Annotated in this window: 20 protein-coding genes and 1 tRNA gene; 9 read left to right on the top strand and 12 right to left on the bottom strand. The window is 49.9% G+C overall.

Annotation, left to right across the window (positions count from 1 at the left end; translation table 11 throughout):
- Nucleotides 1-67: 67 nt before the first annotated feature.
- Nucleotides 68-946 (bottom strand): cysteine synthase CysM, encoded by an 879-nt coding sequence (gene cysM / locus HR45_RS08820; protein ID WP_037442076.1) that lies wholly within the window; start codon nt 944-946, stop codon nt 68-70.
- Nucleotides 947-1,158: 212 nt separating this feature from the next.
- On the opposite strand from cysM, the gene cysP reads away from it, so the two are divergent.
- The 4 genes from cysP to HR45_RS08800 all read left to right on the top strand — a co-directional run bounded on the left by cysP (nt 1,159) and on the right by HR45_RS08800 (nt 5,148).
- The gene (cysP, locus tag HR45_RS08815; protein ID WP_037442074.1) at nt 1,159-2,166 is read left to right on the top strand and encodes a thiosulfate ABC transporter substrate-binding protein CysP; all 1,008 of its coding nucleotides are present in this window, start codon (nt 1,159-1,161) and stop codon (nt 2,164-2,166) included.
- A 133-nt stretch (nt 2,167-2,299) separates the two neighbouring features.
- Nucleotides 2,300-3,145 carry a sulfate/thiosulfate ABC transporter permease CysT gene (gene cysT, locus HR45_RS08810; RefSeq protein WP_037442370.1) on the top strand — a complete coding sequence of 282 codons (846 nt, stop codon included), beginning with the start codon at nt 2,300-2,302 and terminating at the stop codon, nt 3,143-3,145.
- Nucleotides 3,146-3,154: 9 nt separating this feature from the next.
- Nucleotides 3,155-4,021, top strand: coding sequence for a sulfate ABC transporter permease subunit CysW (gene cysW / locus HR45_RS08805; RefSeq protein ID WP_037442072.1), 867 nt, complete (start codon nt 3,155-3,157; stop codon nt 4,019-4,021).
- A complete protein-coding gene (locus HR45_RS08800) occupies nt 4,018-5,148 on the top strand; it encodes a sulfate/molybdate ABC transporter ATP-binding protein (protein ID WP_037442071.1) in 1,131 nt (376 codons plus the stop codon). Before cysW ends, HR45_RS08800 begins: the two co-directional genes overlap by 4 nt.
- Nucleotides 5,149-5,277: 129 nt before the next feature.
- Here the strand turns inward: HR45_RS08800 and HR45_RS08795 are convergent.
- The 3 genes from HR45_RS08795 to plsB form a co-directional block, all read right to left on the bottom strand.
- Nucleotides 5,278-5,351 (bottom strand) — tRNA-Gly (locus tag HR45_RS08795).
- A 132-nt stretch (nt 5,352-5,483) separates the two neighbouring features.
- The gene (gene mtr, locus HR45_RS08790; RefSeq protein ID WP_037442068.1) at nt 5,484-6,731 is read right to left on the bottom strand and encodes a tryptophan permease; all 1,248 of its coding nucleotides are present in this window, start codon (nt 6,729-6,731) and stop codon (nt 5,484-5,486) included.
- The gene (plsB, locus tag HR45_RS08785) at nt 6,731-9,157 is read right to left on the bottom strand and encodes a glycerol-3-phosphate 1-O-acyltransferase PlsB (RefSeq protein ID WP_037442066.1); all 2,427 of its coding nucleotides are present in this window, start codon (nt 9,155-9,157) and stop codon (nt 6,731-6,733) included. Before plsB ends, mtr begins: the two co-directional genes overlap by 1 nt.
- A gap of 144 nt (nt 9,158-9,301) precedes the next feature.
- Here plsB and lexA point away from each other — a divergent pair, with 144 nt between their 5' ends.
- Both lexA and HR45_RS08775 read left to right on the top strand, forming a co-directional pair.
- On the top strand, nt 9,302-9,922 hold the full coding sequence (gene lexA / locus HR45_RS08780; RefSeq protein WP_037442064.1) for a transcriptional repressor LexA: 621 nt from the start codon (nt 9,302-9,304) through the stop codon (nt 9,920-9,922).
- A complete protein-coding gene (locus HR45_RS08775) occupies nt 9,919-10,386 on the top strand; it encodes a cell division inhibitor SulA (protein WP_052074628.1) in 468 nt (155 codons plus the stop codon). Before lexA ends, HR45_RS08775 begins: the two co-directional genes overlap by 4 nt.
- 80 nt (nt 10,387-10,466) lie before the next feature.
- On the opposite strand, the gene HR45_RS08770 is transcribed toward HR45_RS08775, so the two are convergent.
- The 4 genes from HR45_RS08770 to HR45_RS08755 all read right to left on the bottom strand — a co-directional run bounded on the left by HR45_RS08770 (nt 10,467) and on the right by HR45_RS08755 (nt 14,857).
- Nucleotides 10,467-12,188, bottom strand: a complete 1,722-nt coding sequence (locus tag HR45_RS08770) for an ArnT family glycosyltransferase (RefSeq protein WP_037442062.1) — start codon at nt 12,186-12,188, stop codon at nt 10,467-10,469.
- Nucleotides 12,185-12,895, bottom strand: a complete 711-nt coding sequence (locus tag HR45_RS08765; protein WP_241461083.1) for a TVP38/TMEM64 family protein — start codon at nt 12,893-12,895, stop codon at nt 12,185-12,187. Before HR45_RS08765 ends, HR45_RS08770 begins: the two co-directional genes overlap by 4 nt.
- The gene (locus HR45_RS08760; RefSeq protein ID WP_037442060.1) at nt 12,867-13,604 is read right to left on the bottom strand and encodes a glycosyltransferase family 2 protein; all 738 of its coding nucleotides are present in this window, start codon (nt 13,602-13,604) and stop codon (nt 12,867-12,869) included. The genes HR45_RS08765 and HR45_RS08760 overlap by 29 nt, the downstream gene beginning before the upstream one ends.
- Nucleotides 13,605-13,798: 194 nt before the next feature.
- Nucleotides 13,799-14,857, bottom strand: coding sequence for a polysaccharide deacetylase family protein (locus HR45_RS08755; protein ID WP_081933432.1), 1,059 nt, complete (start codon nt 14,855-14,857; stop codon nt 13,799-13,801).
- Between the two features lie 18 nt (nt 14,858-14,875).
- Between HR45_RS08755 and HR45_RS08750 the strand changes: the two genes are divergently transcribed.
- Nucleotides 14,876-16,216 (top strand): MATE family efflux transporter, encoded by a 1,341-nt coding sequence (locus HR45_RS08750; protein ID WP_037442058.1) that lies wholly within the window; start codon nt 14,876-14,878, stop codon nt 16,214-16,216.
- Nucleotides 16,217-16,270: 54 nt separating this feature from the next.
- Here the strand turns inward: HR45_RS08750 and nfuA are convergent, their stop codons facing one another.
- Nucleotides 16,271-16,849 carry a Fe-S biogenesis protein NfuA gene (gene nfuA, locus HR45_RS08745; protein ID WP_037442056.1) on the bottom strand — a complete coding sequence of 193 codons (579 nt, stop codon included), beginning with the start codon at nt 16,847-16,849 and terminating at the stop codon, nt 16,271-16,273.
- 144 nt (nt 16,850-16,993) lie between these two features.
- Nucleotides 16,994-17,725 carry a ComF family protein gene (locus HR45_RS08740; RefSeq protein ID WP_037442054.1) on the bottom strand — a complete coding sequence of 244 codons (732 nt, stop codon included), beginning with the start codon at nt 17,723-17,725 and terminating at the stop codon, nt 16,994-16,996.
- Nucleotides 17,726-17,746: 21 nt separating this feature from the next.
- Here HR45_RS08740 and bioH point away from each other — a divergent pair, with 21 nt between their 5' ends.
- Together bioH and HR45_RS08730 are read left to right on the top strand one after the other, a co-directional pair.
- Nucleotides 17,747-18,526: a pimeloyl-ACP methyl ester esterase BioH gene (gene bioH / locus HR45_RS08735; protein ID WP_052074627.1), complete on the top strand. Its 780-nt coding sequence runs from the start codon at nt 17,747-17,749 to the stop codon at nt 18,524-18,526.
- A gap of 44 nt (nt 18,527-18,570) precedes the next feature.
- A complete protein-coding gene (locus HR45_RS08730) occupies nt 18,571-19,092 on the top strand; it encodes a hypothetical protein (RefSeq protein WP_037442052.1) in 522 nt (173 codons plus the stop codon).
- Nucleotides 19,093-19,147: 55 nt separating this feature from the next.
- Here the strand turns inward: HR45_RS08730 and HR45_RS08725 are convergent, their stop codons facing one another.
- Nucleotides 19,148-21,493 carry a Tex family protein gene (locus HR45_RS08725; protein ID WP_037442050.1) on the bottom strand — a complete coding sequence of 782 codons (2,346 nt, stop codon included), beginning with the start codon at nt 21,491-21,493 and terminating at the stop codon, nt 19,148-19,150.
- Between the two features lie 171 nt (nt 21,494-21,664).
- Nucleotides 21,665-22,228, bottom strand: coding sequence for a NapC/NirT family cytochrome c (locus HR45_RS08720; protein ID WP_037442048.1), 564 nt, complete (start codon nt 22,226-22,228; stop codon nt 21,665-21,667).
- Nucleotides 22,229-22,542 lie beyond the last annotated feature (314 nt).

Below are 22,542 nucleotides of genomic sequence, written 5' to 3'. Positions count from 1 at the left end.
TCCCCAAAAGAAACGCTCACTTGCACCAAGCAAAGTGAGCGTTTTCAGTATTTGCTACCGCTATTGGCTAAGAAAATAACCCAGATGACAAATAGCGATCGCCACGGTCGCAAATAATCGCCACCACAACTGCGCCCGGATTTTGTTTGGCAATTGCCAGAGCAGCAAACACAGCGCCACCTGACGAGACACCAGCGCAAATGCCTTCTTCCCGTGCCAAGGTACGCGCCATCTGCTGCGCATCCTGTTCTTCTATGTCCATCACCACATCCACACGTGAGGCATCAAAAATACTCGGCAGATATTCTTGCGGCCAACGGCGAATACCGGGAATAGCACTGCCTGCAGCCGGTTGTAAGCCAACAATGGTGACATTAGGGTCTTGATCTTTAAGGTAACGAGACACGCCCATAATAGTGCCGGTAGTGCCCATACTCGACACAAAATGGGTGACCTTGCCATGGGTTTGCTGCCAGATTTCCGGGCCGGTCGTCAGGAAATGGGCATTGGCGTTATCTTGGTTATTAAACTGATCCAACACCTTACCTTTGCCTTCCGCTTGCATCGCTAACGCCAAATCGCGCGCTTCTTCCATATTGCCCACCAGCAGCAGCTTGGCACCATAGGCTTGCATGGCATCTTTACGCTCTTGGGTGGAATCCTTCGGCATAATCAACGTCATCTTATAGCCTTTAATAGCGGCCGCCATCGCCAGCGCGATGCCGGTATTGCCACTGGTGGCTTCAATCAGTGTGTCGCCGGGTTGGATCTCTTGCCGTTGCTCCGCCTGCACAATCATATTTAACGCTGCACGATCTTTAACTGAGCCCGCCGGGTTATTGCCTTCAAGCTTCAACAGTACCGTTGCAGAGCCACAATCTAACCGCTGCAGACGTACCAGCGGCGTTTGCCCAATGCAGGCTTCAATAGTCGGAAAGTCAGACACAGCAATGGTCCTTAATTAAATTAGACACAAATAAGCGATGTCCTATTCTAAGACTGATGTGATTCACAAACACGATGAATATGGTGCGCCACATACAATAAATCGCTCATAGTTATTCCAAAAAGCTCTAGATATGCACCTTCTTATAAAAATTAACTTCTATTAATCTATATCGCAACACACTGGTATCGTTGCCAGATTAAGGAGTAAACATGTCAGTTAAATTGATAAAGGCAATGCTGGGAACCCTGTTGCTGGGCACCTCACTCAATGTGGCTGCTGCAGATCAGACCCTGCTGAATTCCTCTTACGATATCGCACGGGAATTGTTCAGTGCCTATAACCCAATGTTTGCCAAACACTGGGAAGAGAAAACCGGTAAAACAGTTGAAATCAAGCAATCCCATGCTGGTTCATCGGCACAAGCACGTTCTATTTTGCAAGGGCTGCCGGCCGATGTGGTGACCTTCAACCAAGTGACTGATGTCCAGATTTTGGCGGATCGCGGCAAGTTGATCCCAGCGAATTGGCAACAACTGCTGCCAAACGCTAGCTCGCCTTACTATTCCACCATCGCGTTTTTGGTACGCAAAGGTAATCCAAAGCAGATCAGCGACTGGGGCGACCTAGCAAAAGACGATGTGAAGCTGGTATTTCCGAACCCGAAAACCTCTGGTAACGCTCGCTACACCTATTTGGCTGCCTTAGGTTATGCGCAAAAGCAGTATGGCAAAGATGACCAAGCTGCACTGGATAAATTCCTGAAGAAATTCCTCGCCAACGTTGCCGTATTTGATACGGGTGGCCGCGGTGCAACAACCTCGTTCGTTGAACGTGGTATTGGTGATGTGCTGATTACCTTTGAATCTGAAGTGAACAACATTCGTCAGCAATATGGCAGCGACGACTATCAAGTCGTGGTACCAAAAACCTCTATTTTGGCTGAGTTCCCGGTTGCAGTCGTTGCCAAGAACGCCAAACGTAACGGTAATGAAGCGCTGGCCAATGAATACCTGAGTTACTTGTACAGCGAACCGGCACAACGTCTGCTGGCAGGCTTTAACTATCGTGTTCATAACGACAAAGTCAAAGCGGAATTTGCCGAGAAATTCCCAGAAGTTGACCTGCTGACAGTAGAAAGCATCATCGGTGGTTGGGATAACGCCATGAAGACGCAGTTTGCCAGCGGCGCTAAGCTCGACCAATTGTTAAAACGCTAAGTCCTGCAATTGTCGAACTGCGAAAGTGACCCGGGCTCAGCCCCGGGTCTCATAGCTTGTAGGCGACAAGCATCGGCGCAAGATCAGACGGGCAAAGGTTTATCTCAGTTAACGTAATGCGGTGGCTAACTCTGTGATTTTTAATAATGGGCGCATACGCCATAAACGGGTACTTCCTGGATTCAGCATCAGCTTAGGTGTGTCGTTGCTGTTTGTCAGTTTGATCCTGTTACTCCCCACCACAGGACTCATTATGCAAACCAGTGCAATGAGTTGGTCTGAGTATTGGGGCGTAATTGCTGATCCGCGGGTGGTGGCCAGCTATCGTGTCACCTTACTGTCAGCACTGGCGGCCTCGGTGTTTAACGGACTGTTCGGTCTGTTGCTGGCATGGGTATTAGTCCGTTACGAGTTTCCCGGCAAGCGTCTACTCGATGCGTTGGTGGATCTGCCATTTGCGCTGCCCACCGCAGTTGCGGGCATTACCTTGGCAACCTTGTATGCCGAGAACGGCCAGATTGGTAGCCTGTTGGCGCAAATCGGTATCAAAGTGGCCTACTCGCCGGTGGGCATTGTAGTCGCCATGGTATTTACCAGCATTCCGTTTGTAGTGCGTACCGTGCAGCCTGTACTGGAAGAACTATCGCACGACGAAGAAGAAGCGGGCATGACCCTTGGAGCTTCGGATCGCGCTGTGTTCTGGCGCATTATTCTGCCCTCACTGTGGCCCGCACTCGTCGTCGGCACGGCGCTGTCGTTTACCCGAAGTCTTGGTGAATTCGGCGCGGTGATCTTCATCGCTGGCAACATGCCTTATATCAGTGAAATTACCTCACTGATGATCTTCGTTAAGCTACAAGAATTTGATTTTGCGGGCGCCAGTGCCATTGCTTCAGTGGTGCTAATGACCTCGCTGTTATTACTGTTGCTGATCAACCTCTGGCAAGCGCGCTACTTGCGCCGAATTCGCGGACGTTAAGGAGCGCAGATGAACACATTTAAACCTTCAAGAGTCGGTGATGCGCCGCTCATCAAATGGAGTCTCATCACACTGGCAGTGTTACTAAGCTGCCTGATGTTGTTGGTGCCGTTAGCGAGTATTTTTCAACAAGCCTTTGCGGGCGGCTGGCAGCTTTATATAGAGCACTTAAGTGATGCCGACACGCTGCACGCAATTGGCCTGACCTTGATAGTTGCGGCACTGACCGTCCCAATCAACTTAGTGTTTGGTGTGCTACTGGCGTGGAGCGTAACCCGCTTTGAATTTCCCGGCCGTAAAATTCTTATCACGCTGATTGATATTCCGTTTGCGGTATCACCAGTCGTTGCGGGCCTGCTGTATCTGCTGCTCTATGGCAACAGCGGCTGGCTCGGGAGTTGGTTGTTTGAACACGATCTACAAGTGATGTTCGCTTGGCCGGGAATAGTCATGGTGACCATTTTCGTCACTTGCCCGTTTGTAGCGCGCGAGCTGATCCCGCTGATGCAGCAGCAAGGCGCGTCAGAAGAGGAAGCGGCTGTGATTTTAGGCGCTTCATGGTGGCAACTGTTTCGCCGCGTTACTCTGCCCAACATTAAGTGGGCATTGATTTACGGCGTCATTCTCACCAACGCCAGAGCCGTCGGCGAATTTGGCGCCGTGGCAGTAGTGTCCGGTAACATTCGCGGGGAAACCAACACCCTGCCATTACACGTACAGTTGCTGTATGAGGATTATCAGGCCGAAGCCGCTTTTGCCAGCGCCTCGCTGCTGGCACTTATCGCCCTCTTTACCCTGCTGTTAAAAGCCATTGTCGAATGGCGCCAACAACGCAGTTTATCCGCCCATCATGATAATGAGCAGAGCCAATTATGAGTATTCGTCTTACTAATATTTCCAAGAAATTTGGCCAGTTTCAGGCGCTTTCTCCTCTCAATCTAGACATTGAAGAGGGAGAAATGATCGGTCTGCTCGGGCCGTCAGGTTCAGGTAAAACCACGCTGCTGCGGATAATCGCCGGACTCGAAGGCGCCGATAGCGGCCAATTGCATTTTGGTGACCGGGACGTCACTCAGATCCATGTTCGCGAACGTCGTGTTGGCTTTGTCTTTCAAAACTATGCGCTGTTTCGTCACATGACCGTGGCCGAAAACGTCGCCTTTGGCTTACAAGTGATGCCACGTAAACAACGCCCATCTGCCGCCGAGATTAAGCAACGGGTAACGCATCTACTGGAGACGGTCCAACTGGCACATCTGGCGCAGCGCTATCCTGAACAGCTTTCGGGTGGGCAGAAACAACGTATTGCCCTCGCCCGCGCCTTGGCTACGCAACCGGAAGTATTACTGCTTGATGAGCCTTTTGGTGCGCTCGATGCCAAAGTGCGTAAAGAGTTACGCCGCTGGCTGCGCACACTGCACGATGAACTGAAATTCACCAGCGTGTTTGTTACCCATGATCAGGATGAAGCGCTGGAGCTATCTGACCGCGTTGTGGTGATGAGCAACGGCCACATTGAGCAAATCAATACACCGGCTGAGCTCTATGCACAGCCAAATAGCCGCTTTGTGTTTGATTTTCTCGGCAACGTTAACGTGTTTAACGCCAACTGGCAGCAACCGCGCTGGCAAAACGATGCCGCATTTTTAGTACCGCCAGAGCAGCCAGAGTTACAACAAAGTGGCGCTATCTATGTGCGAAGCCACGAACTTGAGTTGGCTGACAAGCCCAACAGTCAAGCCTGCCTGCCGTTCGATATTGTGGCCATAACGCCGATTGGCGCTGAAGTCAGGTTGGAATTGGCACCACGCGGTTGGCACAGCGACGAGTTATGGGAAGCCAGATTTACCCACCAACGTCTAAAGCAACTGGGCTTAGAAAAAGGCAGCCAAGTATTTGCAACGCCGCAAACCGGTTACTTTTTTGGTGCCGAAGGCGACGGCGCCCCAATACGACTCAACTGGCCATTCTTGCCGCCTGGCAGCTTAGTGTTTGATATCTAACGAGCAACTGCCGTTTACAGAAGCCACTGCCACCAGCAGTGGCTTTTTTAGGTTTGACGGGTAAAAGGCCAAGATTCAGCGGTTGAATTATTAGCAACAACGGGATAAGTAGTGGAAAAAGCTGAGATTTGGAGCGGGTGAAGGGAATCGAACCCTCGTATGCAGCTTGGGAAGCTGCCGTTCTACCATTGAACTACACCCGCGCGCAGAGCAGCGGGACGCTGTGTGCTTAAATTACTGCAACCCAGAAAATTGTCAAGCAGGTCATTAAGTTAAGGTCGCGCTTAAGTTGACTAGCGGCGATTTTATCGACGCGCTAGCCACTTCAATCCGCATCAGCCTTGGTACACCGGCAGAATATTGGCCATCGATAACAGATGGCATACCGCAGTTAACACACCGAACAGAATCACAATCACGATCAGCGCAGTACCACCTGGCACTTTAAAGCCCTTGGCTTCGGCAAACATCTGCCGCGAGCGATAGGCCATCAACGCAGGCACAATCACGGCCCAAATGGTGGCCGCCAAGCCAGCAAATCCAATCGCAATCAAAAAGCCGTTAGGGAACAACACGCCCATGATGGTTGGCGGTACAAAGGTCACCAATGAGGTTTTAGTACGACCGCTACGGCTATCGTCAAATCCAAACAGATCGGCCACATAGTCAAATAAGCCCAGCGTTACCCCAAGAAATGAACTGGCCACTGCAAGGTTAGCAAACAGTGTCAGCATGCTATTCATCAGCTCGCTTTCGACGACGTTTTGCAGCGCGCCGACCAACACGCCCATGTTGCCGCCAGCGGCGATTACCTCGCTGAATGAGGAGCGGCTGAGGTTACCCATAGTGGCAAACATCCAGCCAAGATAGATAACTAACGCAAACACAGTGCCGATACTAATCGCCTTAACGATAGTCTTTGGCTGACGGCCGTAGTACTTCACTAGCGATGGCACATTGCCATGATAGCCAAAGCTGGTTAGCCCAAACGGAATGGCCGCCCACAGATATGGGGAAAAAACTTGTTCGCCATCCGGTTGCCACAACTTAACCGGATCGACTTCTAGCCACAGATTACCAATCGCCAGTACAAAGGAGATCACCATGCCGCCAATCATAATGGTGGTAAAGCGATCCACCGCTTTAGTGGAGATCATCACCACTGCCGCTAATACAATGGCAAACACCAGTGCCGCCATACTTTGCGGCAAATCGATGCCGGAAAATGCTATAGCGTGATTAACGATAGAGCCGCCACCACTAATGTAGGCGTAAGTGAGAATGTAGAGTACAAAGGCGATAGAGGCACCGTTGACCACGCGCCAGAACTGGCCGAGGGTTTTGCGGGTTAAGGTATCGAAACTGGCACCCGGTTCAAAATGCAGGTTAGTTTCTAGCAACAGTAAGCCTGACATCCACATACAAAACCAAACGCCGATTAACATCAGCGCGGCATAGCTAAACCACATACCGGCGCCGGTCACTGGCAGCGAGAACATACCGGCACCAACCGTGGTACCGGCAATAATCATCGCCCCGCCGAGTAGCGAACGCGGCTTTTCAGGGCTGTTGCTGTGCTTCATCAACTCTCCTGTTGGACTTCCGCACTGGCAACAATTGTTTGACGAACTTGGGGCGTCAATAACTGGTTAACTAGATCGCGCACGGCGGAAATCTCTTCCATATTGTTGTTATTGTTGAGATACCCAAGCTCTTTCAACTTAATGCTGAGCATTGAGTACAACTTCTTGTCGTAAAATTCCGGTGCTGTAATACCATGCAGACGGCCGAGTCGACTGGCCAGCAGATGGCTTTCTGATTCTAAATCACCACGCTCGATTTGCGGCTTGGCAGCGAGCAGGTTGAAGATAATGGCGTAGCGCTGCAGCGTTTCGCTCATTACTTCCGCCAACAGTGTCAGCGGCAATTCACCTTCTGGCGTCACACGCCATTGCTGTTCATCACCACTGATAAAGCCCATTGCAGCAAATCGTGCCAGCAACTTATCGGCATAATCCTGTATCTGTTGGCAGCCCATAAACAGTTCTGCTTTCAACAATGGATACAGACGTTGCAGCACCTGATGCATCTGTTCGCGATTACTGTTTTCAAAGCCAATCAGGCAACATGCTAACAATGAGGGGATCGCAAACAGATGAATGATGTTGTTTCGGTAATAAGTCATGGTTACCGCAACATTTTCATCAATGGACACTATATCGCCAATGCCATCATTTTGAATACAGAATTTTTTCAGTTCTAAGCCCTGCTGCAACAAACTGGCGCCATCACCTTCAGCGACGGAGATAAAACCGGTATAAGGAACCTCTTTCAACAGGTCGAGATAGAAGTTGAGCTGATGCTCCAACTTGCCGCGCTCCAGCGCATTTTGTTCGGTCGCCAGTAGCACAGTACTGGTCAGCGTTACTGCGGTCGCAGCGGCCGCATTATTGATTCGGGTCATCACCTTGTTGGCGAGGCCGTTCACCGCCGGCGTTAACCAAGCAGGTTTTTGTTCAAGTTCCGCATTAACTTGGGTGCGCCATTCAGGCTGTAAGTCCGTAAGAAACTGCTGCAGATTGATCGGCTCACCAAAGTTCACATAACCCTGACCAAAGTTGCCGAGTTTGCGCACCGCGCCAAGCACCTGCCACACCGACTCTTTCTTCTTCTCTTTACCGCGTAGCTCTTTGAGGTACGTGGCCACTTCCATCACATGGTCATAACCCAAATAGACTGGCACTAAGGTCACCGGCCGCTCGATACCGCGCAATACTGAGTGCATGGTCATGGCCAACATACCGGTTTTAGGCGCCAACAAACGTCCGGTACGCGAACGACCACCTTCAGTGAAGTATTCCACGGAGTAGCCTTTGGCAAACAAACGATCCAGATATTCTTTAAACACCGCGGTGTAGAGCTTATTACCGTTGAAACTACGGCGAATAAAGAAGGCGCCGCCACGACGGAACATAGGCCCGGCGGGCCAGAAGTTGAGGTTGATACCCGCGGCAATGTGCGGTGGCACCATCCCTTGGAAATAGAGAATATAAGACAGCAGCAAGTAGTCCATATGACTGCGATGGCACGGTACATAGACAATTTCGTGGCCATCGTGATGCAGTTGACGGATCTGCTCAGCGCCTTTGATATTGATGCCGCTATAGAGCTTATTCCACAACCACGTCAGCAAACGCTCCGAGACGCGAATTAAGCCATCGGAGTAATCAGCGGCTATCTCATCGAGATATTTCTCCGCAATATGACGCGCTTCCGATGATGAAATCTTTTTTGATGCAGCTTCTTCGTCAATTGCATGCTGAATATTATCGCTGCGCAGCAACTCAGCAAACAGCGCTTGGCGGTTCGGTAATACCGGCCCCGTCATCACCTTGCGTTGGCGACGGAAATGCACTCGTGCAACACGTGAGAGTTTGTGCGCGATAGTTTCGTCGGTACCGTGTTGTTCGGCCATCAGCTTCACTGACACGGCATTGGAAAACTGCACAAAGTTATCGCGGCCAAGAAAGAGGATCATCAAAAACTTACGCAGCCAGCTTGGGCTTTCGCGTTCGAACACCGCGGCGCGCATGGTGTCGTCTTCTTTACCCGGCGTTCGGCCCCAGTAAAGGCTGACGGGGACCAACTGCACATCTAACTCTGGTTGCTGCTTATGCAGATTGAGCAACTGACTAAAGGTGCTCAAGTAAGCCTGATCTTGCTTACGCGCCCCAAAAAGTGGTTTGGCGCCTTCTAAACACATGACGCGAGGAATGGTGTGGTCGCCCACCATCAACGGCTGGTAGGGACTCGGTAATCCCAACTTGTCGGTGACGTCTGCCAGCGCGGCTTTATCACTGCAAGATTCCGTCTTCATCACATATACCACCGGCCGCTCACCATCGAGGTTCAAATCAGCAAATGGTTCCTGTGGCACCACGACGGTATGCACCAATTTACGTTGCAGCCAGCGAACAGAAGAAAGCCAGAATGAGGTATGAGTTGACATGTTTTAATAAAACCTACTTTTGATACCCCATAGAATACCAGAATCCGCTGAGGGTGCGCCAACGTGTTGCTAACTGGTTAATAGTTGCACGAAAAAAAATACTGTATATACTGACAGGTACTGTATGAAAAAACAGGATTAACCATGAGACCTCTGACGCCAAGACAATCGCAGATCTTAGATCTGATTAAGCGCAACATTGCCGAAACTGGTATGCCACCCACACGGGCAGAAATTGCGCGTCGTTTAGGCTTTAAAAGTGCTAATGCTGCCGAAGAACATCTGAAGGCCTTAGCCAAAAAAGGCTGTATCGAGATTATGCCGGGCACTTCGCGTGGGATTCGTTTACCACAAGAAGAACTCGCAGAAGAAGAACAAGGCCTGCCACTGATTGGTCAGGTTGCTGCAGGCGAGCCGATACTCGCACAAGAGCATATTGAACAGTTCTATCAAGTTGATCCTATGATGTTTCGTCCAAGCGCCGATTTCCTGCTGCGGGTACGCGGCGATAGTATGAAGAATATCGGCATTCTTGAGGGCGATTTGCTGGCGGTGCACAAAATGCAGGAAGCCCGTAATGGCCAAGTGGTGGTAGCGCGTGTCGAAGATGATGTCACCGTAAAGCGCTTTGAACGTAAAGGCAATGTGGTCTATCTGCATGCTGAAAACGACGCCTATAAACCGATAAAAGTCGACCTCAGTGAGCAAGCACTTACCATTGAAGGTTTAGCAGTTGGCATTATTCGTAACGGAGATTGGCTATGAGTATGTTGCAGGGGAATGCACCACGTCATCCGGGATTATGGCAGGATGTCGACAGTCAACTTAACGATGTTGGCGTCTCTAATCTACCTTCCAGCAGTAATGGTCGTCGCGAGCTACAACAGCTTAGCAGCCAACTGGCACAACTCAGCCAACAAGGGCGTTGGATTGTGCTGATTAATCCGGGCTTCGCTGGTTACAAAACGATTTTGGCGAATGCCGGCGTCAGAATGGATCGCGTCCTGCAAGTCCATGCCCGCGACGAAGTAGAAGCCTTGTGGGCAACCGAACGTGCTTTGACTAGCGGCACTACCAGTGCAGTAGTGAGTTGGGTTGAGCAACTGGACCACAAAGATAAGCGTCGTCTGCAACTGGTAGCCAAGAGTGCGCGCGCTTTGGGCATAGTGTTAGAAACCCATGCGGCCACCGAATTGCAATCGAGCTGCTGGCTGCAAGCAGTGCATTAAACAATGCGGCAGAAACAACAAGGCCGTGCAGAGTCAGAGGCTGCACGGCTTTTTTATGCGCTTAACTAAGCGTTTTATCTTTATTGCTTCATCCAAGCGCCGGGCTTAGGCGTAAAAAACACTGTCGTATGTTCTGGCGCTGGGCAATCGGCTAAACGCGCGTCTTCCCCGAGTAAAATCCAGTTTTCACGGTGCGCTTCGCCCATGTCACGACCTTTGCTCATATCAAAGCAATGCAATTCTTCGGTGGACGGCACTAACAAATAACGGCTACTGCCCTGTTGTTGCCAGCGCCAAGCATTGCGTTCTTGCTGTTCCACTGGCGCCAGATAGCTGAAGTGCGTAATGTCGATCGGCGAGAACAGAATAAACTGCTCTTTGAAATCGATAAGCCCCAGTTGGCCATCATCCCCAATCACCTCGGCAGTATGCTGCATCACATCTTTAGGAGTACGCATATGCTCCAGCAATGCATAACCCCAAGTGGTATAGAGCGCCCAACCAAAGATGGTAATCACGCCTGCTTGCAACAGCGCCGGCTGCTTCCGCGATACCAGTAGCAACACTAACCAGCCAATGGCCATCGTCAGCGTGAAATAGCCAACATGGGTTAAATCATCGGTGTAGTCAGCTAACTTTTTCACAATGGCGGGATGCTCACACATCGCACCAATCGCCAATACCAAAATGACAATGCCGAGCAGCCACATTAGCCCCTGTAGCAGACGCTCAAACCAACGGCATTCTTTTACCTGTTGCAACGCTGCGGCGAATGCCAAACAGGCCATCGGCAATGCTGGCAAAATATAGACGTTACGTTTACCCGGACTGATACTGAAAAACAGCACCACTAAGGCGACCCAAATGAGTAGAATTGCAATCCGCGGATCGGCTTTAACGCTGGCCACCAATTTCTTCCAATACGCAATCGCCAGCAATGGTAACGGCAGCCACAACCAAGGGATAACGGAAAAAATAAAGAAGTACCAAGGCTTAATATGGTGCCAAGCGGCAACGTAGCGGTGACCCGTTTGCTTGAACAGTATGTTGTTCATATAGGCCAGATGCTGCGCATCACCTGAGGTCATAACAGTCACCACCATTGGCACTAACCAACATGCAATGACCGCTAACATCACCACCGGCCCCAACGCCGCTTTCCAACGCCAGCTATCGCGATAAAGGCCTTTGCGCCAGGCATAAATAGCCAGAGGCAATAACATCAGTAATGGCAGGAAGCCCACGCCTTTGGTAATGACGCCGAGCCCCATAAAGGCCCAAGCGATAAAATACCAGCGCCAACTTGGACCAGTGAAAAAATGGCGAATAAGGCCGTAACAACCCACAGTGATCCAACACATCACCATGGCATCGATCTGGGCATTTTTTGATTGGATCAAAAACTGCGGCACCAGCATCAACAACAGTGCGGCATTACGTCCAGTGCGCACGTTCCACAGGCGCGCACCGAGATCAAACACCAACATTGTGGTGAGCAAGCCACAGAGCGCATTGGGAATTAAAAAGGCGAGTTGCAGATTACCAATCAGCTGATAGCAGAGCGCAATGGCCCACATAAACACAGGAGGCTTATCGGGGTAAAACTCACCGCCTCGCGATGGAAAGAGCCACTGACCGCTTGCGACCATTTCTCGCGCAACTTCGACGAAACGCGGCTCGTCGGCAGGCCAAGGTGAACGTAAACCGACGCCTAGCAACATCATTATCAGGGTAATGATGAAAATGGCCCAGAACGTACGGCGATAATCGTCAGACTCAAAATAGCTTTTCAACAGGGTCATGATTGCGTCTCTTTATCATCGGCTTCTGCCAGAATGTCAGCCACCGTAGGCTGCACGCGACGGCGATATAGATAAGTACCAATAAGGCTGGAAGCGACCAACAGAATGCAACTGAACATCAGTGTAAAATGGTCGGAGAAACCAATACCCGCACCGGCGCTGGCAAAGATAAAGGTTTGCGGCAAATAGCCAATAAAACTGCCGAGGAAAAATCCGCTTGAAGGAGTGTGGGTCGAGCCAGCCAGCAGGTTGGTGACTAAGTTACTGCCCACAGGTAAAAACCGAATAATAATGACTTTAAGCCACGTTTTATGGCAGATAAATTGTTCAAATTTCTTGGTTTTTTTACCGAAGCGGCGAGTAATAATACCCTTAATGGTAAAACGGGCCAGATAAAAGGTCACGCCACAGCCCACAATCGCGGCCATCGCGGCCATCAGCGTGCCTAACGCCGTTCCTAAGGTGTAACCATATACCAAGGCAACTAGTTGCCGAGGTCCTCCCACCGCCATAAACAATACTGCACAACCAAAGACCAGTGCATCACCGCTGATCCCTTCTTGGTTGATCAGTGCAGCAACCCATTGCTTATCAGTCAAGTGTTCAAACCAACCACTCTCCACCAGCAACGCCAGCAGTACAAAGATCAGTACCGTAAACAGCGATTTACCAAACTGCTTACTTGTCAGCAGAGATACTAGTTTCAATCTGTTTGATCTCCGCAATCTTGGCACGACGGATTAACCACATAACACCCAGAATATCGACGATGCCGACCCAAGCACGGTTCCACGCAGTGTATTTAGACACACCCACCTGACGATCACGATGGTTAACCACTGAAATCTGCACTTCGCCGCCCATACGTCGTACGAGTGCCGGAATATAGCGATGCATATGATTAAAATAAGGCATCTTGATGAAGGTTTCGCGTGGGAACAGCTTTAAACCACAGCCGGTATCTGGCACACCATCATGCAACATGGCGTTACGTACCTTATTGGCAAAGCGTGACTGGAAACGTTTCCAAGCCGTGTCCTTGCGATTCTTGCGATAACCCGCAACGCAAAAGTCTGCTGCCTTGATCTGCTTGGCAAGCTCAATCATGGCGGGAATATCTGCCGGGTCATTCTGACCATCAGCATCCAGCGTCACAATCCACTCACCTGCTGCCTGACGTACACCAGTCCACACCGCAGTACTTTGTCCAGTGCTCTGTTTGTGAATTACGGCTTTGGCGGCACAACCCAATGCATTAGCTGTGTTCACCACTTCTGCTGCAGTACCATCAGTACTACCATCATCAACAACAATCACCTCAAACGGCGTCAGCTTGTTAAGTGCTTGATGAATTTCGGTAATGAGCGGACCTATATTACCCGTTTCATCTTTGGCAGGAATTACTACAGAAATCAAAAACTTGCTCCTAAATACTCAAGTCAAAGCAGCGCTTGCTCTTCAACTTGAAAAGCGGCGATTGCATTACCAAAACAGCACAAATGTAAATGCAACGGCATATAAAGCACCCAATTCGGCCAGATATTTTACCGAATCTCAAGAATGCTTTTATGACACGTTACAAGAAATTTAGTTCTGCTGTGCTAAAACTCTTATTCTTTCAACCAGCTACCATCATTTAGTGGTCGTACCCACGCCTGGCTAAACCAGTAGTAACCGGACTGTGACTTGCTGGGCGCGGTGCAATTGTACCTTGAACGGCCCGCAGGCAAAGGTTTTTCCGCGCGAATAACAAAGGTGTGGTCGTCAACCCACGTTGGCAGTTGCTTACCTTGCCCCTGAATAAAACAAGCAAACTGCGATTTTTGAATATCATCCAACTTCAGCGATACGCGTAACTCTGGACGATTTTGTGTTGCCGTCAGTTGCGGATTTTCAGGCGTTTGCGCCACAACCGGCATATTCAAAGACATCAGTTTAATCTTCAGCGTCTCCATGTTGGCGTAAGCACCCGCAACCGGAAAACGCGGGATCGCCGTCAGAGATGAGTATTCACCTGCCGCACCGCTTTGCTGTCCTAAGGCAACATAGCCCATCTGTGTCAGCAGTTGCTGCAATGCGCTGTTGTATTCGCCATACGGATACGCCAATGTTTTTACACTTTGACCCGTATGTTGTTTGATCGCCGCTTCAGTACGCTCAAGGTTAGCTTTAATACGCGCCAGCCACTGCTGCTCTGTCTCATGGTTTTCACGACGGATAAGATGGTCATGTGCCCAAGAGTGATTCGCAATCGTAGCCCCATGCTGCGCTAATTGCTGTAGTTGCGGCCAATCCATCATTTCACCAAAGCCTTTTTCAATTGGCTCTATGGCAACAAACAGGGTGTAAGGGAAACCGTATTTTTGCAAAATCGGTGCAGCATTTTCAGCGATACTGCGATAGCCATCATCAAAGGTAATCGCCACTGTTTTCGCTGGTAATGAGCGCTTCTGTCTAATTGACTCAATCACGTCTGCAAGCGGCACCACATGAAATTGTTGTTCCGCCAGATACTGCATCTGTTCGGCAAATTGTGCTGGTGACACACTGGTAACGGCCGGAGAGGTTTCAGAAACATGATGATACTGTAGAATAACGGCAGCCTGCACAGCAGATATTTGCGTGGTAACTACCAGCAGCAATGCCGAAAACAACGTTTTGAATCCCATGAAGAATCTCCGAACCTAATGAGTAAACAGCCAGTGCCACAGCCAAGCAATCGCCACAAAAAACTTCTGGCACTTGCGCTGCCAATGATTTTATCCAATATCACAGTGCCACTCTTAGGTTTGGTCGATACTGCGGTCATTGGCCACTTGAGCGATGCCGCCTATCTAGGTGGCGTGGCGGTGGGGTCGACGATTATAACATTGATGCTGTGGTTGATGGGATTTCTGCGAATGTCGACCACTGCATTAGTTGCGCAGGGTTTTGGCCGCCGGGATAACCCTGCGCAGTTGCAGATTTTATTACAGTCGTCACTTATCGCACTCTTCTTAGGCGCACTGTTTTTATTGCTGCAATGGCCGGTGTGGCAGCTGGCGATGCAGTTTAACGATGCCAGTAACGATGTGGTGCAATATGGTCATGCCTATTTTAGTGTGCGTATTTGGGGTACACCCTTTGCGCTACTCAACATGGTACTGCTCGGTTGGTTGATGGGGCGGCAGCAACCTAAGGCCGCAATGTGGCAATTGATCATCACCAACAGCGTTAATATCGCGCTCGACTTACTGTTTGTGGTCGGCTTCGGCTGGGGCGTGAAAGGGGCGGCGCTTGCATCCGTTATCGCCGATATTATCAGTACACTGGTAGCACTGTTGATAGTAAAAAATGCCCTTTCATACCTAGGGAATATCGCCATCAAGCCGCTATTGGCGGCATTAAAATTGGTGGATTTCAGCCGCCTACTAAGACTTAACCGCGATATTTTTATTCGCAGTCTGTTCCTGCAGCTCACCTTTGCTTTTATTACCTTCGCTGGCGCCAGCCTGGGGGATAATACCGTTGCCGCCAACGCAGTCATGCTGAATCTGTTGTTGCTAATTTCCTACGCCCTTGACGGCATTGCCTATTATGCGGAAGCCGAGGTTGGTCGCGCTGCTGGTGAACACAACTACCCAGAGCTTTATGCCACCGTCAGCTTAGCATTCAAGTGGTCAGCCGCTATCGCCCTGTTATTTTCGCTGGCATTTTGGTTGGAGGGAGATGGGCTTATCCGCTTGCTAACGTCGATTGACGACGTCGTGCTTGCTGCCACGGCGCTGCGGCCATGGCTAGTGGTGTTACCCATTTTATCCTTTGGCTGTTATCTGTTTGATGGTGTGTTTATCGGCGCTGCCAAGGGCCATACCATGCGCAATAGTATGATGATCGCCAGCTTGTTGGTGTTTGCGCCATTATGGTGGTTTAGCCAATCTTGGCACAACCAAGGACTATGGTTAGCGCTTGCGGGGTTTATGCTGGCTCGCAGTGTCACCCTTGGAGGTTACTACCTTTGGCGCCGAGAACGCTTTTTGGAACCTTAAATGACCAATAACAAAAAAGGCGCCCGAGGCGCCTTTTTTAATGGGAACAATCCATTATTGGAAAGAGTGTTCACCATGTTGGTGATCGGTCGCATCTGTCACGGCGGTCAACTCACCGGCAAAACGCTCCAACATCTGCTTTTCAATGCCATCTTTCAACGTGACATCTACCATTGAACAGCCGTTACAACCACCGCCGAACTGCAATACGGCGACGCCGTCTTCGGTCAGTTCCACCAGCATGATGTGACCACCATGGCTGGCTAACTGCGGATTGATTTCGGATTGAATCATATACTCAACACGGTCACGCAGCGGCGCATCGTCAGCAACTTTACGCATTTTCGCATTAGGCGCTTTCAGGGTGAGCTGTGAACCCAGTTGATCTGTGGTCAGATCGATACTGGCTTCTTCTAAAAATGGCGCGCTTTTCTCGTCAACCATCGCATTGAACCCATTGAATTCAATTTCGATATCGTCAGCTTCAACCGCATCTGGTGGGCAGTAAGATACACCACACTCAGCCTGAGGGGTTCCCGGGCTAATAACAAAAACGCGAATATTAGTGCCTTCTGGCTGGTCAGCCAGCAGCTTCACAAAGTGAGCCTGAGCTGCTTCAGAAATACTGATCATGAAAACCTGCTCCATCAGGATAAACCTGAGTGATTTAGTAAGAATTGACCCTATGATACTCCTGATAAACGCCGCTTTGTAGCCCCATTAACTAACGAAACGGCATAGAACCATCAAAAATGCACTATACGGAGCTTAACCAACTTATTCCTTTAAGGCGGGGGCTTCAGCTCTTGCTAAACACCATGCTTGAATATGCGGTGCCGAAGGACTGAGGACTCGGGCAATGGCATCAATGGTGCTGCCCGTCGTGACCACATCATCGATTAACGCGATTCGTTGGTAAGGTGACGCCCGCCTGAGCGCAAATGCATCTGCAAGATTTTGCCGTCGCTGCTTTCCCGATAACTGTGCCTGCGCTGGCGTATGCGCTACCCGCAGCAGCAACTGATCGTCCATCGGAATCTGTAAGCGCTTTGAGAGTGCATCTGCGATAAGCCAAGCTTGATTATAGCCACGCGCAATAAGACGTTGGCGATGCAGCGGCACCGGAATTAACACCTGTGGCAACGTCAGTAATTCATTCTGGCAGAGATGTTCGATGCGTTTAGCCAAGGCTTCAACCAGTGCTGGCAATGCCGCAAACTGCGCCTGATATTTAATGGCGGGGATTAACTGACCGAGCATGGTGTGATAGCTCGCTGGCGCCACAACGCTAATGGGCCGATGTTTGACACAGTGGCCACAATATTCAGCCAACACATAGATAGGCTTACCACAACCCAAGCAGATCTCGGTCTGATATAAGCAACTTGCGAGACAGGCATGACAAACGCCCCGTTGCGGAGACGCAATGGTCTGATGACACAATAAGCAGCGGTTAGGTAAAATGTTCGCCAATTGCGTCCAGCGAACTGCGAAGTTACGACTGACCATCACTCATCCTTGAGCTTTGTAATGACTTCTACATCCTTGTTTTCTCAAACCGTCGGTAGCGGCCGTCCATTAGTGTTACTGCACGGCTGGGGCGTCAACAGCAGTATCTTTCTGCCCTTAATTGAACAGCTTGATCAGTATAGTTGTATCGCTATCGATCTGCCGGGCTTTGGTGAGAGCCAAGTGATTGAAGGTGGCTTTGACGCGTGGGTGGCAGCATTGGCAACGCAGATCCCGCCGCAGTCTATCGTTTTGGGTTGGTCATTAGGTGGCTTGCTCGCCACCCGCTTAGCGCAACGATATCCTCTGCAGATTGCCGGACTTATCACGGTCGCGTCATCCCCCTGCTTTTTAGCGCAAACAGAGCAACAATGGCCTGGCATTGCAGCGCCGGTGTTAACGCAGTTTGAGCTACAGTTGCAGCAGGATCTAGGTAAAACAGTGGAACGCTTTTTAGCACTACAGGCCATGGGCAGCGTGACGGCACGCGACGATATTAAACGTATTCGCGAATTGGTGTTGGCCAAGCCACAACCTCAAGCACTGGCACTCGCTCAAGGACTGGAGATGCTCAGAAGCATAGATCTGCGGGATTCATTAGCAACGCTGAACTGCCCGTGGCTGAGAATATGGGGCAAGCTAGACGGATTAGTGCCGCGCAAAGTGATATCGCTGCTACAAAGTGAAGGTGATATTACCGATGTGCTCATCAATAAAGCATCACATGCGCCCTTTATCTCACACACCGATGAATTTTTGAGCCATTTTCAGCAGTGGAGCACGCAAAAGGGTTTAATTTAATCACCTCTTTGGCTAGAATTTAGGCAAATCAAGAGGTTTTCAGCATGCAAGTTATCTCTAACTATCCGCAAATACCGATCGCGACCAGTAATCCCGCGACCGATGTTGCACGCGCTGAAAATCTGCAACGCCCACCTGTGATTCCGCCGCAACAGCCCACCAGCAACCACGAAGAACGGGCGCTGAATTCTCAGAATGAACGGGCCAATGTCACTGCGCAGCAACAAGCGCGTCTTGCCGATACCGTGCATGAACGGCAGCAATCTAATCAGCAACAGCAGCAGGAACAAGGTTCGCAACAGCAACGCCAGCAACAAAGTAAGGCGCAGTTGCTGCAATTGTTTACGCCGTCAAAACCCGCCTTGGACAGACGCGATATTCGCAACCGCGTGGTGCCAGAAAGCAACAACAAAACTGCCTCATCAGCCGCTACGGAGCCAAGCGCAACACAGCTGAGTAACATTCCAGAGCAGAATGTGTACCGCCAATTTGCGCAACATATCGGTGATTTCTATCAAGAACGCAGTCAGCCACAACAAGACGCTGGTCTGACGGTATCAGCCTGATTCACGCATCGATTTAACCTATAAAAAAGCCGGCAATGCCGGCTTTTTCAGATGCTTACTTTTTCAGTTTGGCAAACGCCTCAGCAAAGGCATTGCCCATAGCAGCGTTCACCTGTTTTGGCTTTTCTGGCCGCTTCTGCGGTTTAGCACCCTTATTGTTCGGCTTATTCGCTTTGGCTGGCTTGTCGTTACGCGCTGGAGCACTGGCTTTTTCTGCGGGCTTTTCATCTAGCCGCATAGTTAAGCCAATGCGACGACGTTCAACATCCACGTCCATCACTTTTACTTTCACCACATCGCCAGCTTTCACCACAGTATGCGGATCGCTGACGAACTTATCGGTCAGTGATGAGATATGCACTAATCCGTCTTGATGCACCCCAATATCGACAAAAGCACCGAAGTTCGTGACGTTAGTGACCACGCCTTCCAAAATCATCTCTGGACGTAGATCCTTAATCTCTTCAATACCCTCTTTGAAGGTAGCGGTTTTAAACTCACCGCGAGGATCACGTCCCGGTTTATCCAATTCTTTCAGAATATCGGTGATGGTCGGCACCCCGAAATCAGCCGTCGTAAATTCACTCGGGTTAATCGCATTTAACACGCCGGAATTGCCGATGAGAGCATCTACCGGACTATTTTTAGCAACCGCGATTTGCTCCACCAACGTATAAGCTTCTGGGTGTACTGCCGAGGCATCCAATGGATTACTGCCATCGCGGATCCGTAGAAAGCCCGCGGCTTGTTCAAACGCCTTTGGCCCCAAACGCGGCACGTTGAGCAGTTCCTTACGACTATTAAAGCGGCCATTTTCGTCACGGAAATCGACGATATTTTTCGCCAAGGTGCGATTCAGTCCCGCCACTTGGCTAAGCAGAGGAGCGGAGGCCATATTCACGTCGACACCGACACTGTTTACACAGTCTTCCACCACAGCTTCCAGTGACGATGACAACTGACTTTGGCTCACATCATGCTGATATTGGCCCACGCCAATCGATTTCGGCTCAATTTTTACCAGCTCAGCCAAAGGATCTTGAAGACGACGGGCGATAGATACTGCGCCGCGCAGCGAGACATCTAAGTCAGGGAATTCATTGGCAGCCAGCTCTGACGCAGAATAGACAGAAGCGCCGGCTTCACTCACCACCACTTTCGTCAGCGTTGGCGCATCAGCCTTAACTTCGGCAATCACGTCTGCGGCCAGCCGATCTGTTTCGCGCGAGGCGGTACCGTTGCCGATAGCGATCAGTTCGATACTGTGCATTTTCACCAGATTGGCCAGAGTACGAACTGACTTATCCCATTGGTTTTGCGGCGCGTGAGGGAAAATCGTGGTGTGTGCCACCAGCTTACCAGTGTCATTGACCAACGCGACTTTCACACCCGTGCGCAACCCTGGGTCAAGCCCCATCGTCGCCTTCGCCCCTGCTGGCGGCGCCATCAGCAAATCACCTAAGTTGCGGGCAAACACTTTAATGGCTTCACCTTCGGCAACTTCGCGCATCTGTCCAATAAATTCGGTTTCCATCTGTAGCGCAATCTTAATGCGCCAGGTGGCGGTCACCACAGTGCGTAACCAGTTATCAATGGCGCAATCGGTTAACGATAAGGCTTGCTGCGCAGCAATAATCTGTTCGCAATAACTGCCACTACCTTCACTGTTAGGGTCAGCATTCAGATTCAGTGACAACACGCCTTCGTTACGGCCGCGCAACATGGCCAGCGCGCGATGCGAAGGTACGCTCGACAACGGTTCGGTATGTTCAAAATAGTCACGGAACTTAGCACCGTCTTTGTCTTTACCCGCAATCAGTTTGCTTTCAATCACGGCATTGTCGGCAATATAACGACGAACTTTGGCAAGCAGTTCCGCATCTTCGGCAAAGCGTTCCATCAAAATGTAACGCGCGCCATCGAGCACGGCTTTGGCATCGTTAAAACCGGCGGCAGCATTTAAATACGCAGTGGCTTCCTGCTCAGGCGCAACTGAGGCATCGCCTACGGCCGCGAACAGTTTATCGGCTAAGGGTTCGATACCCGCTTCAATGGCGATCTGCCCTTTAGTGCGACGTTTGGGTTTGTAAGGTAGATAAAGATCTTCCAAACGGGTCTTGGTATCGGCGTCGTCCAATGCGCGTTGTAGTTCTGGCGTGAGTTTGCCTTGCGCGTCGATGGAAGTAATGATGACCTGACGGCGTTCATTCAATTCGCGCAGATAACCGAGGCGGGAGAACAATGTCCGTAGTTGAGTATCATCTAAGCCACCCGTAATTTCCTTCCGGTAACGGGCGATAAATGGCACGGTGGCACCTTCATCTAATAAGGTGATGGTCGCGGCCACTTGCTGCTCACGAACCTGCAGTTCCTGAGCAATAATTTCAGCAATATTGTGCATAGTGCGAATCGTCTGATTTTTGAATTAACGAAAATTGCGCCAACAATAGCACAAGGCCATGAAAAGTTTCATGGTCGATAAGTCGCAATCGCCGTTTTGTCAGCCAGAGTTCATTTTAGGACAATAAAAAACCGGCGCCATGGCACCGGTTTTTCAAATGAAAAGCTTCAATTAGCCTTTTGGATAGAAGTGAGCAACACCTTTGTGGCAATCCACACAAGTCTTACGCTTGTCTTCTGCTTTCTTGAAGTTCATTTCGTGCATACGTTTCGCGATTTTCTTCATGCCTTCTGGCTGATTTTCAAAAATGCGAGTATGGCAGTGTTGGCAGTTTTCAGAATCATTAGCGCGGAACTCTGCCAATGCTTTGTCTGCTTGTTCTTTACGGTTTTCATCCAACCATGCTTGGGTGTTAAAACCATCGATAGTCAGGAAGCCATAAAGATCTTTAGATACGATGATTTTCTTGATCAGGTATTTGATTGGATCATGTGGCAAGTGACAATCTTGACAGCTAACGGTGATACCTTGTGGGTTATTACCGTGAGCTGATGCCATCAACTCTTTCTGTAAAGAATGGTTACTGTGACAGCTCATACAAAATGCATCTTGGCTGGTCGCATGTAAGGTTTGTTGTGTCGCAAAGTAACCGATAACGCCGATCACAACACCGATGACCAGCAGAGACAGCACAGAAAACTTCGCGCTAGGTTTGAATAGTGCACGCCAATTCATCACTCTTCTCCAAAATCTTTTTAATTATCTCTATCTAAAAATAGGGACCCCTTTTTAAGGGTTTCGATTATAAACCAACTTTCGTTCATTAATTGTGACTTAATAAGCTAAAATGAGAGCCACATCTAACTCTGCTACAAAAGCCTGCAAATTTTGCTAACAGATAGTCAGCATTACAGTTTTTATGCTAATGAGCGTTAGCGATCAACGTCGATCGCGACAATTTATTCATTGATCGTGAACAAGTAATTGCTGAATTTCATAAAAAATTTCGCTGCAAGTTTCAGCAAAACTCGTGCATTTTTTATGCGCCA

It is taken from the genome of Shewanella mangrovi, assembly GCF_000753795.1.
GTDB lineage: Bacteria > Pseudomonadota > Gammaproteobacteria > Enterobacterales > Shewanellaceae > Shewanella > Shewanella mangrovi.
Note: the sequence above shows the minus strand (reverse complement) of the source record. Positions and strands in the feature narration are given on the sequence as shown.

Excerpts from the sequence above, each read along its gene's own strand:
- cysP (WP_037442074.1), top strand. The coding sequence starts at position 1,159 with ATGTCAGTTAAATTGATAAAGGCAATGCTGGGAACCCTGTTGCTGGGC.
- cysW (WP_037442072.1), top strand. The coding sequence starts at position 3,155 with ATGAACACATTTAAACCTTCAAGAGTCGGTGATGCGCCGCTCATCAAA.
- HR45_RS08800 (WP_037442071.1), top strand. The coding sequence starts at position 4,018 with ATGAGTATTCGTCTTACTAATATTTCCAAGAAATTTGGCCAGTTTCAG.
- mtr (WP_037442068.1), bottom strand. The coding sequence starts at position 6,731 with ATGAAGCACAGCAACAGCCCTGAAAAGCCGCGTTCGCTACTCGGCGGG.
- plsB (WP_037442066.1), bottom strand. The coding sequence starts at position 9,157 with ATGTCAACTCATACCTCATTCTGGCTTTCTTCTGTTCGCTGGCTGCAA.
- lexA (WP_037442064.1), top strand. The coding sequence starts at position 9,302 with ATGAGACCTCTGACGCCAAGACAATCGCAGATCTTAGATCTGATTAAG.
- HR45_RS08775 (WP_052074628.1), top strand. The coding sequence starts at position 9,919 with ATGAGTATGTTGCAGGGGAATGCACCACGTCATCCGGGATTATGGCAG.
- HR45_RS08770 (WP_037442062.1), bottom strand. The coding sequence starts at position 12,188 with ATGACCCTGTTGAAAAGCTATTTTGAGTCTGACGATTATCGCCGTACG.
- HR45_RS08755 (WP_081933432.1), bottom strand. The coding sequence starts at position 14,857 with ATGGGATTCAAAACGTTGTTTTCGGCATTGCTGCTGGTAGTTACCACG.
- HR45_RS08750 (WP_037442058.1), top strand. The coding sequence starts at position 14,876 with ATGAGTAAACAGCCAGTGCCACAGCCAAGCAATCGCCACAAAAAACTT.
- nfuA (WP_037442056.1), bottom strand. The coding sequence starts at position 16,849 with ATGATCAGTATTTCTGAAGCAGCTCAGGCTCACTTTGTGAAGCTGCTG.
- HR45_RS08740 (WP_037442054.1), bottom strand. The coding sequence starts at position 17,725 with ATGGTCAGTCGTAACTTCGCAGTTCGCTGGACGCAATTGGCGAACATT.
- bioH (WP_052074627.1), top strand. The coding sequence starts at position 17,747 with ATGACTTCTACATCCTTGTTTTCTCAAACCGTCGGTAGCGGCCGTCCA.
- HR45_RS08730 (WP_037442052.1), top strand. The coding sequence starts at position 18,571 with ATGCAAGTTATCTCTAACTATCCGCAAATACCGATCGCGACCAGTAAT.
- HR45_RS08725 (WP_037442050.1), bottom strand. The coding sequence starts at position 21,493 with ATGCACAATATTGCTGAAATTATTGCTCAGGAACTGCAGGTTCGTGAG.
- HR45_RS08720 (WP_037442048.1), bottom strand. The coding sequence starts at position 22,228 with ATGAATTGGCGTGCACTATTCAAACCTAGCGCGAAGTTTTCTGTGCTG.